The sequence below is a fragment of the Acidicapsa ligni genome, from assembly GCF_025685655.1.
Lineage (GTDB): Bacteria > Acidobacteriota > Terriglobia > Terriglobales > Acidobacteriaceae > Acidicapsa > Acidicapsa ligni.
This window is the reverse complement of record NZ_JAGSYG010000002.1, coordinates 681,501-694,716: the sequence shown is the minus strand read 5'-3', so window position 1 is coordinate 694,716 and position 13,216 is coordinate 681,501. Positions and strand designations below refer to the sequence as shown.

The following is a 13,216-nucleotide window of genomic DNA, read 5'->3' as shown; positions in this document are numbered from 1 at the left end:
CTGTTGCAGCGCGATAGGATATGAGTCACAGGAATGACACAAAGCCTCTCCACCCCGAACTCCGACGCCAACTATGGCGGCCCTGCGAACGGAATCGGGAGTGTTGCGCTTTCCGGTGCCGGGGGTAGGGAAAAGCTGGTTCGTGAGCCAATGGTGCGGGTTACGGGCCTGCGCAAGGAATATAAAACGGCGCGCGGAGCCTTGCGTCTCTTCGACGGCCTCGACCTGGAGATAGGGCGCGGCGAGCTGGTCGCCATCGTCGGCCAATCCGGATCGGGAAAAAGCACACTTTTGCACATGCTGGGCGCTCTTGATGCGCCATCCGCTGGAACGATATACTGCGCCTCAACTCAGGTGACTCAATTGAGCACCCGGGAAGCGGCCCGTTTTCGCAATGAGGAAGTCGGATACGTATGGCAGTTTCACTACCTGCTGCCCGAATTTACGGCGCAGGAAAACGTTGCAATGCCGTTACTTGCACGCGGAGTGGCGCGGAAAGAAGCGATGCAGCAAGCCGCCCATTGGCTGGGTGAAACAGGATTGGCCGACAGAGCCACTCACCGCCCCGGCGAGTTGAGCGGCGGCGAACAGCAGCGCGTGGCGCTGTCGCGAGCACTGGTGACCAATCCGAAGCTGCTGCTGGCCGATGAGCCCACCGGCGATCTGGATGACGCCACGGCAGAGATGGTTTTTAGTTTGATTGAAAGACTGCATGAGGAACACGGACTTACCTCCGTACTGGTAACGCACAATATTGAACTGGCCGGGCGATGTACCCGGGTATTGCGTTTGGCAGGGGGCAGGCTGGTAGGTGCCTCCGAGGACAATCGACTGTAAATTCCCAACCCAACCTGTTCGCATGTTTCTCGCGAACAGCCACCGCAGCCGATAGTCATACGAAAAGGAGCATCATGTTCGAACGCTACACGGAGAAGGCGCGGCGCGTTATTTTCTTTGCCAGATATGAGGCCAGCCAGTTCGGCTCGCCTTACATCGAGACTGAGCACTTGCTGCTCGGCCTGTTGCGCGAAGACAAGGCACTCACCAACCGATTTTTGCGCTCCCATGCTTCGGTGGAGTCGATCCGCAAGCAGATTGAGGCGCATACCACCATCCGCGAGAAGGTTTCGACCTCCGTCGATTTGCCGCTCTCGAATGAATGCAAGCGCGTGCTCGCCTATGCAGCGGAAGAGGCCGAGCGACTAGGCCACAAGCATATCGGCACGGAACATTTGCTACTGGGATTGCTGCGTGAAGAGAAGTGCTTCGCGGCTGAGATATTGCAGGAGCGCGGCCTGAAGCTGGCGCAGATTCGCGAAGAGCTGGCACGCGTTACGCAGGAGAAAGCGCCAACGCAGGCCCGTCAGCGTGAGAGCAGCCTGCTGGCTGAGTTCAGCCGCGATCTTACGCAGTCGGCGATGGACAACCAGCTCGATCCACTCGTCGGCCGCGACGGTGAACTTGAACGAGTTATCCAAATCCTCTGCCGCCGCACCAAAAACAATCCCGTGCTGATCGGCGAGCCTGGCGTAGGTAAGACGGCTATCGTCGAAGGCCTTGCTCAGCGCATTGCAGATGGCGAAGTACCGAGTTTCCTCGCCGACAAGCGCGTGCTTGCGCTCGATCTTTCGCTCATCGTCGCAGGAACAAAATATCGCGGCCAGTTCGAAGAGCGTCTCAAGACCATCATGAAAGAGCTGATGGAGAATCAAAACTCCATCGTCTTCATAGATGAGTTGCACACGCTGGTTGGCGCCGGTTCTGCGGAGGGTTCGCTCGACGCAGCCAACATCCTCAAGCCCGCTCTGTCACGCGGTGAGATTCAGTGCATCGGCGCGACGACACCGGCGGAGTTCCGCAAATCGATTGAAAAAGATCGCTCGCTCGAACGCCGCTTCCAGGCCGTAAAAGTCCCGCCGCCTAACGAAGTCGATGCCATCCGCATCATCATGGGCATCAAGGATCGTTACGAAAAGTTCCACGCGGTCAGCTACACCGATGCGGCCATCGAATTCGCTGTCTCGCACTCGAATCGCTACATCCCGGATCGCTTCCTGCCTGACAAGGCTATCGATCTCATCGACGAAGCGGGCGCGCGCGTAAAGCTTCGCCAGACTTCCCTTCCCGAAGAGATTACCGAGGTTCAAAAGCGTATCAAGTTCATAGTGCATCGCATGGAAAACGCGATTGCCAATCATGAATTTGAGAAGGCGCGGTTCTACTCCGACGAAGAACGCAAAGAGCGCGAGAATCTTCGCACCCTGCGCGAAAAATATCATCTCGATGACTCCGCCGCCGGTATCGTAGGCCGCGAAGATATCGAGGACGTAGTCAGCCGCTGGACAGGTGTGCCGATCACTTCGATCAAGGAAGAAGAGACGCAAAAACTGCTCCGCGTGGAAGAAGAACTTCACCGGCGCGTTATCTCGCAGGACAAGGCAATCTCTGCGCTGGCACGTGCGATTCGTCGCTCCCGCGCAGGCCTCAAGTCTCCAGCAAGACCCATCGGCAGCTTCCTTTTCCTCGGCCCCACCGGCGTCGGCAAAACGGAAGTCGCGCGTACCCTGGCGCAGTTCCTCTTCGGCAGCGAGAAGGCACTGATCCGCTTCGATATGTCGGAGTTCATGGAGAAGCATTCCGTATCGAAGCTGATCGGTTCGCCTCCGGGCTACGTCGGCTACGAAGAAGGCGGTCAGTTGACCGAGCGCGTCAAGCGTTCGCCCTACTCTGTCGTACTGCTCGACGAAGTCGAGAAGGCGCACCCGGATGTCTTCAACCTGCTATTGCAGGTCTTTGAAGACGGGCAGCTCACCGACGGCCTCGGCAACACGGTCGACTTCAAGAACACCATCATCATCATGACCTCCAACATTGGCGCGCGGCACTTGCAGAAGAACAAAGGCCTCGGCTTCTCAAGCGATCGTGAAGACCTGGTGATGGAGAAGATTGAAGAGCTGGTGAAGGGTGAAGTCAAACGCACCTTCAATCCAGAGTTCCTCAATCGTATCGATGAAGTCATCCTCTTCCAGTCGTTGTCGGATGCAGACCTGATCCAGATCGTGGACCTGCTGGTCAACCAGCTCAACGCGAATCTGGCGCAGAAATCGATCACTATCTCAGTGGATGGTGAAGCCAAGAAGTGGATTCTCGACAAGACCCTCGGCGACCGCAGTTACGGGGCACGTCCTCTGCGCCGTGCATTGCAACGCTACATTGAAGACCCGCTCTCGGAAGCACTCATCGGCGGCCACATCACCGATCGTCCTGCCTTCCTGGAGGTCTACATCGTCAACAACCAACTCTTCTATCGCTCGGTCTCGAACACGCCCAGCGAGTCGGAAGAAAAGACCGACGGAATCCTGCTTTACAGCGCATAAAACAAAGTCCAACTCAACCACAAACCCCTGGCCACCAGCCGGGGGTTTGCTTTTGCATCTCCAGTTGTCACCCTAAGCAAAGGGTCAGTCTTTTGCTTTTCTTGCTGTCATTTCCGCAGGGAATCTGCTTTTGCTTTCGAGCCTGCCATCCACGACATCTTCGGTCACAGAAACAAAGCATTCGCCAGAAATTTGGTTGACGTCCACAGGTCTATCCAGCAACCTTATTCCAAGACAACAACAGAAGGTGTGGATGGCGACAGCGCCGACGGTACGAAGTTCGAGGGCGAAGTTGCATGTGCGTGGCACGTGGAGCGCACGGGAAGACCGCGTGCCTTCTGCGGTGTGGCTCGGCATCCTGTGTGTGGGAATCATTGCCGGATTCGGCATGGATATTCCCCGGTACATGCATGAAAATCCCCCAGCGTCCTGGGTTGTGCATGTACATGCGGCTGTGTTCACGATATGGCTGTTATTGCTGGCGGCGCAGGTGCTGCTGGTGCTGCGCGACCGTGTGGCATGGCATCGCAGGCTGGGCTGGTTTGCCGCGGGATGGGCGTGCCTGATGGCAGTGATGGGACCGTGGGCGGCGATGGCGTCCAAGGTGCCGCATTTACACGACGACCCGAGCGGTCCGCCGTTTCTGTCGGTGAACCTGCTGGATATTGCCGGGTTTCTGATTCTGCTGGCATGGGGAATAGCGCTCAGGAAGAATCCGGCTGCGCACAAGAGAATGATGATACTGGCGACAGTCTCGCTGGCCGATCCTGGGTTCTCGCGCATTTCCGGGTATTTCCTGCCCGAGCCAACCCACGTGATTCCATGGTTCGCCGAAGTGTTCTATGGCAATGTGCTGCTGATTGTCCTGATGGTCGCCTGGGACTGGTGGCGTGGTCGCTTGATCCGGTCTTTTGTGATGGGCGCGGCGGCCCTGCTGTTGACCGAGTATGGCGCCACGCTGTTGTATTTCTGGGGACCGTGGAGAACGCTCTCGACCGCATGGGTAGAGGCGTGGGCGAGACACTTCAGCTAGGCGAATTTGTGGTTATCCTACTTCCGGAGGCAGACGTTTCCTAATTGGGAAGATCGCTGCAGCTCTGCGCTTGTGGCAGGCAGATTTGAGAAGATTTGGCCTTAGTTGCGACTTGAGCAAGTTGCCACTATAATTTTGGCAGGTTGCCAGGGAGGTCTTTATGGCTCAAGCTGCCGAGGTTCGTGCCAGGCGAGAACCGGCGATGTTCTATCGCCGCATAGAGGCCAAACTTGGGGTGACGCCCTTACGCTCAGACCGTGACCTCGCCCGGCTGGTGGATGAACGCCTCCCGCTCGCCTCTGTCGAGTCGCTTTCCAATCATGGGATGAGCGATGAAGAAATCTACAGCTTCATTCTTCCGCGACGAACCCTGGCACACCGCAAAACTCGCCATGAGTCTCTGACCCACGATGAATCGGACCGCGCCGTTCGGATCGCTCGTGTCACCTCACTCGCTGAAGAGGTTTTTGGCGATGACGCGAAAGCCTCGCGTTGGCTACGCAAGGCAAAGGCTCGTTTCGAGGGACGCAGCCCACTTGAGATGCTGCGGACTGAGGCTGGCGCGCGACTTGTAGAAGAGATGCTGTTGCAACTCGACTACGGATTCGCGGCTTGAGAATTGCCCTGTGATCCTCTGGAGAGTCAGTAACCACGAGACTTTAGACGGAGTGGGAGGCCTGTATGTGTCCGGCCGCTGGCACACAAAGGGCCGTCCGGTCGTCTATTGCACCTTGAATCCAGCAACCGCCTTGCTTGAAATCCTTGTCCATCTCGAAATCGACTCCGAGGATCGCCCTGAGCGTTTTCAGGTGCTGAGAATTGAAGGGCCGGATACGCTTTCACAAGAAACAGTCAAAGCCGATACATTCACTGCTAACTGGACCGACGACATGACCGTGACGCAGGCGGTGGGGGATCTGTGGCTTTCTGAAGGACGTTCCTTTCTACTGCAAGTTCCCAGCGTACTGGTCCCCGAGACATGGAACATGCTCGTAAATCCTCGGCACGCCGAAGCCAATCTGCTGAAAATTACCAGGACGTATGAACACCCATTTGATGCCCGTTTCTTCTAAAGAAAATGCATTGCCATCGCAGCCTGAAGAGCGCTGATCGTGATCGACCTTCTCGGATATTAGAAGGTGCGGGATGCAGTAGTGGTAGGATTTGAGGACCAACTTGCGGGGGAATAATCCATGAGTGACGCACTTATCAACGGCCTGTTAACTACGGAAGAAGTCACATCTATCACGCGCGCCAATAACTACGGAACATGGCGCATCCAGAAGACATGGAAGCCAATGCATGTGGTGGACGCTGAGGGTTGCTACTTCATGGATGCGGCGGGCAAGCGGTATCTGGATTTTTCCTCTCAGCTCATGTGCGTCAATCTGGGCCACAAAAATCCGCGCGTCATCGAGTCGATTGCGGAGCAGGCGCGCGATATTCCCTACATGGCTCCGGGATATGCGACAACCTCGCGAGCACGCCTGAGCAAGAAGCTTCTCGAAGTGCTGCCTGAGGGATTGGAGAAGTTTTTCTTCGCAACTTCAGGCACGGAGGCCAATGAAGCGGCCTTCAAGATTGCGCGCATGTATACGGGCAAGACCAAGATCATTTCGCGCTATCGTTCGTATCATGGCTCTACCACTGCATCGATTGCAGCGACAGGCGATCCGCGTCGCTGGGCGATGGAGCCAGGCGGCAAGGGGCAGGGCTTCGTTTTCGCGCCTGAGACGAACTGTTACAAGTGCCCTATCAAGCACACCTATCCCGGCTGCAACATCGCGTGTGCGGATTACATCGAGCACATGATCCGTAATGAGAGCGATGTTGCTGCGGTCATCGTAGAACCAGTCGTGGGAACGAACGGCGTACTTGTTCCGCCGAAAGAATATCTGCCGCGGCTCAAAGCTATCTGCGAAGAAAATGGCGTATTGCTCATCGCCGATGAAGTTATGGCTGGCTGGGGACGCACGGGTAAGTGGTTCTCCGTCGATAACTGGGGAGTAAAACCCGACATCCTCGTCACAGCCAAAGGCATAACTTCCGCCTATGTTCCACTTGGCCTCTGCGCCACTACGACTAAGATAGCCGACTACTTCGAAGAGCATTACTTCGCCCACGGACACACCTACGAAGCGCACCCCATGACCCTGGGACCGGCTGTCGCTACGATCGAAGAAATGCAGCGTCTCAACCTGGTAGAGCGAGCCGCGTCGCTTGAACCGTATGTGCGCACCAAGCTGGAAGCGCTCAAAGATAAACATCCCTCCATCGGCGATGTGCGCGGCATGGGCCTCTTCTGGGCGGTTGAACTCGTCAAGAATCGCGAGACCAAGGAGCCTTTCAACACGATGAGCGATAAGGTCGAGGGCAAGCCGCTTGTCGTCGATCAGATTGCGGCTAAGATGATGGCTCGCGGCGTAGCGCAGCAGGCCTGGATAAGCCACTTCGTAATCGCGCCGCCGCTGATCGTCACCGAAGCCGAACTCGATGAAGGCATCGACGCACTGGACGAAGCGCTCTCGATTGCGGATGCGCTGGTGAAGTAATGTTGTCTCGAATACCTGGCGTCAATGCTGGACGTTAATTGGGCCTTTGTTCGGCTTCATGCCCTGCTCCATAATCGGCACAGGGGATAAGTGCATGAGGAATGCATAGATCAGCGCTGCGAGAAAAAATCCGACGAACCAACTGTAGTCGTAAAGGAAACGCAACGTTGGAACGAACATGCCTATCAATGCAACAACAACGCCAACTACGAGCGCGATAATCGCGCGCGGGTTGATGCCTTTGCTGTAGTGATAGATTCCGTCGCGGTGATAGAGCGAGTTCACATCGAGCTTTGTCCTGCGGATAAAGAAGTAATCACAGATCATGATTCCTGCCACCGGTCCCAGCAATCCGGAGTAGCCCTCAAGCCATCCGAAGATATAGGCATCCGGAGTGGCGAGCAGCTTCCAGGGCTGCATCGCCAGTCCTAGAAAGCCGGTAATCATGCCTCCGGTGCGATAGCTGATCAGCCTCGGATACAGGTTGGAAAAATCATTTGATGGGGAGACTACGTTGGCTCCTATGTTGACGTTGAGCGTCGCTACAAGTATGGCGATAAGTGCGACGAACGCTATAACCGGCTGATGGAAACGACCTATCAGAGTTATCGGGTTCCAGATGGGCTCACCAAACAATACAACCGATGCCGAGGTACACGCGATGCCGACAAAGGTATACAGAGTCATTGCGACAGGCAGGCCAAAGCCCTGTCCAACAATCTGCGCGCCTTGTGATTTTGAATAGCGAGTGAAGTCCGGAATGTTTAAAGCGAGGGTTGCCCAGTAGCCGACGATTCCTGTGAGTGTTGGAAAGAAGACAGGCAGGAATTCATGCCATGAATGAAACCTGCTCGGAGTTGAAAGCATCGAGCCAAAACTGCCTGCCTTGACGCGCACCCAGATCAACAACGCAGCAGCCATCACAAACATGAACGGCGCTCCAAAGCCCTGTAGATAGCGAATGGATTCGACGCCGCGCCACACCACCACCATGTTCAATAACCAGAAGCCGAGAAAGCAAGCCCAGAGAACCCACTCTGCCTGCGCAACGCCGGGCCATGCCACCAGCAGCATGGAGTGAATGGCCATGCCACCGATCCATGTTTGAATACCAAACCAGCCGCATGCAACGAGCGCACGCAGGATTGCCGGGAGGTTGGCGCCACGAACACCGAAAGGTGCGCGAATAAAGACTGGAAACGGAATGCCATACCGGGCTCCGGCATGTGCGTTGAGCAGCATCGGGACGAGCACGATAAGGTTGCCGAGCAACACGGTACCGACTGCCTGCTTCCAGTCCATGCCCTTCGCTATGAGCGAGCTTGCAAGTTGATAAGTCGTAATTTCCATCGACATGGAGAACCAGAGCGCAATGTAGTTATAGGTTCCCCATGTACGCTGTGCGGCTGTCGTGGGCGCGAGGTCGTCATTGATGAGAGTAGAGTCGATGGCGCTTGCGGCTGTGCTCAACGGGCCTCCGGATGGGTATGCGTGAAGGAATCAGAAAGAGAGTTAGATCTCTGGCCTCACTGCGGCGGTCTCAAAAACAGAGAGTTCTCAGAACAGGGAGGCCTCAAAACAGGGAGGTAGATGAGTCTCTGAAAATATCGCAAAGGGGCTGCAAGAGCAATCGTTTTTTAGCGGGGAACTCTATCTATGCTTCGTGTGAGCACAGCAATAGATCGCACAACTGGACTGAACGCGTTATCAACAGTGCATGCCGATTTGTCCTGTTCCCCTCCACTCGACTCATCCTTTGGGTGGACGTGCGGATCGGCAAAAGCTTGATAGGATTTTGCGCATGGCGATTCCGACTGAGTTGATTGGCAGCATACCTCGTCCTCCTGAATTGATTCAGGCAATGGTTTCTTTTCAAGCCGGCATCGTGAGTTCAGAGGTGTTGAACGAAGCCTACGTGGCAGCCCTCAAGGACACGATTGCGCGTCTGGAGCAGACGGGATCGCCGGTGCTCTCCGATGGCGAACAGACGAAGCCAAGCTTTGCCACCTATCCCCTGAGCGGCCTTACAAATCTTGCGCCGGATGGTGTGGTGATTCCGTTTGCGGATGGACATCAGCGCCCGTTGCCGCGACTGACTGCCCGTCCGTTTCGATATGGAATTCATGCGTCGAGTTATCTCAAGGCCGCGCGCAGTTATACGCAACGGCCAATCAAGCAGGCGGTGATTTCGGCTTCCGCATTGAGTCTGCTCTATCCGAGCGACGGCATTGCCGGGTATGCCCGGGAAGAATTTGTAGCCGATCTGCTGGACGAGGCCGAGACAGATATTCGCGGCGCTCTCGATGCAGGCGCGGATAGTGTGCAGATTGATTTCACCGAGGGACGGTTGTCTTTAAAGCTCGATCCGAGCGGTGGATTACTGCGAAGTTTTATCGCGCTGAATAACCATGTGCTGGATCGATTCTCTGCCGAGGAACGTTGTCTCATTGGCGTGCATGTATGCCCCGGTGGGGATCATGATTCGACTCACTCTGCGGATGTGGACTATGCAGGTTTGTTACCGGATTTATTCCAGATGCGGGTCGGTCGCTTTTACCTGCAGATGGCGAGTGAGCCGGATCGTGGGCGTGTGTTGAAGCTGGTGAGAGATCTGGCTGCGCAGGTTTCCGATGCAAAGCCCCTGGTCTTCATCGGTGTTATCGATCCGATTAATCCTCGTGTGGAGAGTGCGATGGAAGTGCGTGAGCGCGTTCTGGAGGCGGCATCTTTTCTGCCACCGGAGCAACTGGGGACAACGGATGATTGCGGCTTTGCGCCCTTTGCGGACGATACATCCACTGCTCGTGAAACTGCTTTCCGCAAGATTCAGGCGAGGGTTGAGGGAACAGAGATGGCAGCGCGCGAACTTGGTATTTGAAGCAGCGCGAAAAACGCTGCCAGCCTCAGTAATCCACTTTTGCCGGATGATCGATCCACGCTGAAAAGCACTCCCATGCATCGGCCTGAAGCAGTTGCTGCGAGGGGATGCTGCGGTCCGCGTACACCTTACGCAACTCGTCATAGAGATAGGCATCGTCAAAGCCAGCCCTGGCTGCATCCTGCTGATTGCTGCCGTAATAGAGCGCGTCGAGCCGGGCCCAATAGATGGCGGCCAGGCACATCGGGCATGGTTCGCAACTGGAGTAAATCTCACAGCCTGTCAGCGTGAATGTGCCCAGCGCTTTGCATGCTGCACGAATCGCGTTCACTTCGCCGTGAGCTGTGGGATCATTGCTCGTAGTGACGGAATTGGCTGCCTCTGCAATAACTTCTCCATCGCGAACAATCACTGCAGCGAACGGGCCGCCTTTGCCGGAGAGTACGTTTTCGGTCGCGAGTGCAATAGCGCGGCGAAGATGAGCTGGATTTGGCTGATTGAGCAGGGCATACCTCCGATACACTTAGGCTTCAGGAATTCTCCGAGGATTAAGGACAGTATGGCACAGGGTTTTCGTGAAAGTACGAGTCAATCTCCTGCGGAAAACTGGAAAGAAACGCGCACATGGGCGTTCCGGTCAACGCGAGTCGTAACGACAGAAGGTGTACGGCCCGCAATTCTGCTGGTAAAAGCCGGGCGTATCTTCGAAGTAGCCGAGTGGGGAAATGTACCGCCAGATGCGCATCTGCGTGACTATGGCGACTTCGTCCTGATGCCGGGCATGGTCGACACACATGTTCACATCAATGATGCGGGGGATGGAGATGGCAACCGCATCGCGTGGGAGGGATTTGCCACGGCGACCCAGGCAGCAGCCGCAGGCGGTGTAACTACGCTTGTGGATATGCCGCTTAACTCCGTACCGGGAACTCTGTCACCGGATGCACTCGAAGCCAAGCGAAAAGCTGCCGAAGGAAAAGCCTGGGTTGATTGGGTAGCCTGGGGTGGAATCGTCGGCAACGGGGGCATCGGCGGCAATGAGGAGCAGTTGCTTCCGCTGGCCGAGGCAGGCGTTGCGGGATTTAAATGCTTCCTGGTGCCATCCGGCATTGACGATTTTGCCTGGGTCGATGAACCGCAGCTACGCGTAGCTCTCGACAAGCTGCACGGTTCCGGACTGCCGTTGCTGGCGCATGCGGAGCTGGCCGGGCCTGTCGAACAGGCGACGGCGCTTCTCAACTCCGAGCAGCGCGACTGGCGAAAATATGCCACCTATCTCGCCTCCAGGCCGGATGAGGCGGAGTTGGAAGCGATCGAGATGCTGATTGCACTGGCCGTCGTCTTCGACACGCCGCTGCATGTGGTGCATCTATCGAGTGCTCAGGCGTTGCCCATTCTGAAAAAGGCTCGCGCTGCCGGGCTGAAGATTACTGTCGAGACCTGCCCGCAATATCTATGGTTTGCCTCGGAAGAGATTCCCGATGGAGCGACGGAGTACAAGTGTGCGCCGCCGATTCGCAGCGCGGCAAACCGCGACGCTCTCTGGAACGGATTGCGCGAGGGCGTGATCGACATGATTGCTACCGACCACTCCCCATGTGAACCCGAGTTGAAACAGAAGGAAACCGGGCGTTTCGATGAGGCCTGGGGCGGAATCGCGAGCCTTGGGCTGGCGCTGCCGATTGTGTGGACCGGCCTGAAGCACCGTGGCAGAGATCTGGAATCCAAAGATCTGGAAGCCAGGGATCTGGAATTGCTCTCCAAATGGCTGGCCCAGGAACCGGCACGCCTGGCGGGGCTGGCTGGTGTAGCTGGAGTTGAGGGCAGGCAAGGACAAAAAGGCGCCCTCGCTATTGGATATGACGCCGATGTCGTGATCTTCGATCCGGATGAAGAGTGGACTGTGACGGAGCAGGATCTTCGCTTCCGGCATAAGCTTTCGCCTTATCTTGGAGCGCAACTTCGCGGACGTGTGCTTGAAACCTATCTCCGTGGCGAATGCATTTTCTGGGGGCGCGGTTCCGATGCCGTCATGGACCCGGTGCCGCGAGGACGCGAATTGCGGCGAAATGCATGAGTGATCGAACGAGGGCCGCCGCAGTCCTTGCCGAATGCCAGTTGCTTGCAACCATGACCGAAGAACCGGGGCGCACGACCCGGCGGTTTCTGACTCCGCCCGTCGCCCAGGTTCATGCCTATCTTCGCAGGCGTATGGAAGAGCTGGGCATGGCGGTTTCCATCGACGCGGTCGGCAACCTGCGCGGCTGCCTTCAATCGGACGCGTCTATGCAAAAGCGCCTGGTGATTGGTTCGCATATCGATACTGTTCCCGATGCCGGGGCGTTTGATGGTGTGCTTGGGGTTGTTCTGGCCTTGCACCTCGCGGCTGAGGCTCGGGCGAGTTCCCTGCCTCTGGCGATTGAGGTCGTAGCGTTTTCAGAGGAAGAGGGTGTGCGATTCGGTGTTCCATTTCTCGGTAGCCGGGCGATGGCCGGTCGCTTCGATCCTGCTCTGCTGGCGCTCACGGATGCCGAGGGCATCTCGGTGGGGCAGGCCATTGCCAACTTTGGACTCAACTCAGGATTGAACTTAGCGCTCAATTCAGGGCCGGGCATTGGCGCAATCGAGGAGGCAATCGTGGGCGAAGATGCGATTGGCTTTTTTGAAATTCACATTGAGCAGGGCCCGGTGCTTGAGGCCGAAGGGCTGTCCGTCGCTGTCGTCACCGCCATTGTGGGGCAGACGCGCTGCAAATTCAGTTTTCAGGGGCGTGCCAACCATGCCGGAACGACTCCGATGCATTTGCGGCAGGATGCCATGACCACTGCGGCCGAATGGATTCTGGCCGTCGAGGCGTTGGCCAACAAGACGGACGGGTTGGTCGCGACCGTGGGCAGGATCGTTGCGCAGCCCAATGCCGGAAACGTGATCGCCGCCAATGTGCGCGTGAGCCTCGATCTTCGCCACGCCCGGGATTTCGTTCGCGAGGAGGCCATCGACACGTTGACCCGGCAGGCCGAAGCGATCGCGGCCAGGCGCGGAGTGCGATGCGAGGCTCGCCGTCTGCTGGAGCAGGTCGCGGTTCCGATGGACGAGGAGATGACGGCATTGCTGGCGGAATCTGTTGCGGCTGCCGGATTTGCAGAGCGGCACATGACCAGCGGCGCGGGCCACGACGCAATGGTGATGGCCACGCGTCTACCGACTGCCATGCTCTTTTTGCGCTCCCCGGGTGGGGTCAGTCATCATCCCGACGAAACCGTTCTCGAGGCGGATGTTGAGGCGGCGCTAAAAATTGGCGGATTGTTTTTGCGCCGGCTGTGTGCCCGGAGCGATTGGAAGCGATAGTCTGACTGCATCACCAGAAAGGGACAAT

11 protein-coding genes are annotated in these 13,216 nt (G+C 56.9%); 9 read left to right on the top strand and 2 right to left on the bottom strand.

The features are described 5' to 3' along the window. Positions 1-33 precede the first annotated feature (33 nt). The 6 genes from OHL19_RS09225 (at position 34) to OHL19_RS09200 (ending at position 6,962) form a co-directional block, all read left to right on the top strand. The gene (locus tag OHL19_RS09225; RefSeq protein ID WP_317890556.1) at positions 34-837 is read left to right on the top strand and encodes an ABC transporter ATP-binding protein; all 804 of its coding nucleotides are present in this window, start codon (positions 34-36) and stop codon (positions 835-837) included. A 74-nt stretch (positions 838-911) separates the two neighbouring features. Then, positions 912-3,377 (top strand): ATP-dependent Clp protease ATP-binding subunit, encoded by a 2,466-nt coding sequence (locus tag OHL19_RS09220; protein WP_263357364.1) that lies wholly within the window; start codon positions 912-914, stop codon positions 3,375-3,377. 253 nt (positions 3,378-3,630) lie between these two features. Next, positions 3,631-4,410 (top strand): hypothetical protein, encoded by a 780-nt coding sequence (locus OHL19_RS09215; RefSeq protein WP_263357363.1) that lies wholly within the window; start codon positions 3,631-3,633, stop codon positions 4,408-4,410. 160 nt (positions 4,411-4,570) lie between these two features. Then, positions 4,571-5,026 carry a type II RES/Xre toxin-antitoxin system antitoxin gene (gene parS / locus OHL19_RS09210; protein ID WP_263357362.1) on the top strand — a complete coding sequence of 152 codons (456 nt, stop codon included), beginning with the start codon at positions 4,571-4,573 and terminating at the stop codon, positions 5,024-5,026. 10 nt (positions 5,027-5,036) lie between these two features. Further along, entirely contained in the window at positions 5,037-5,483 is a 447-nt protein-coding gene (locus tag OHL19_RS09205; protein WP_263357361.1) for an RES family NAD+ phosphorylase, read from the top strand. A 120-nt stretch (positions 5,484-5,603) separates the two neighbouring features. After that, complete coding sequence (locus tag OHL19_RS09200; RefSeq protein ID WP_263357360.1) at positions 5,604-6,962, top strand: aminotransferase family protein; 1,359 nt, start codon at positions 5,604-5,606, stop codon at positions 6,960-6,962. Between the two features lie 21 nt (positions 6,963-6,983). On the opposite strand, the gene OHL19_RS09195 is transcribed toward OHL19_RS09200, so the two are convergent. Beyond that, positions 6,984-8,432, bottom strand: coding sequence for an NCS1 family nucleobase:cation symporter-1 (locus OHL19_RS09195; RefSeq protein WP_263357359.1), 1,449 nt, complete (start codon positions 8,430-8,432; stop codon positions 6,984-6,986). Between the two features lie 331 nt (positions 8,433-8,763). On the opposite strand from OHL19_RS09195, the gene OHL19_RS09190 reads away from it, so the two are divergent. Next, a complete protein-coding gene (locus OHL19_RS09190; protein WP_263357358.1) occupies positions 8,764-9,840 on the top strand; it encodes a cobalamin-independent methionine synthase II family protein in 1,077 nt (358 codons plus the stop codon). A 25-nt stretch (positions 9,841-9,865) separates the two neighbouring features. On the opposite strand, the gene OHL19_RS09185 is transcribed toward OHL19_RS09190, so the two are convergent. Continuing rightward, on the bottom strand, positions 9,866-10,363 hold the full coding sequence (locus OHL19_RS09185) for a nucleoside deaminase (RefSeq protein WP_263357357.1): 498 nt from the start codon (positions 10,361-10,363) through the stop codon (positions 9,866-9,868). 36 nt (positions 10,364-10,399) lie between these two features. On the opposite strand from OHL19_RS09185, the gene allB reads away from it, so the two are divergent. Then, positions 10,400-11,917, top strand: coding sequence for an allantoinase AllB (gene allB, locus OHL19_RS09180; protein WP_263357356.1), 1,518 nt, complete (start codon positions 10,400-10,402; stop codon positions 11,915-11,917). Then, complete coding sequence (locus OHL19_RS09175; RefSeq protein ID WP_263357355.1) at positions 11,914-13,188, top strand: allantoate amidohydrolase; 1,275 nt, start codon at positions 11,914-11,916, stop codon at positions 13,186-13,188. Before allB ends, OHL19_RS09175 begins: the two co-directional genes overlap by 4 nt. Positions 13,189-13,216: the final 28 nt, after the last annotated feature.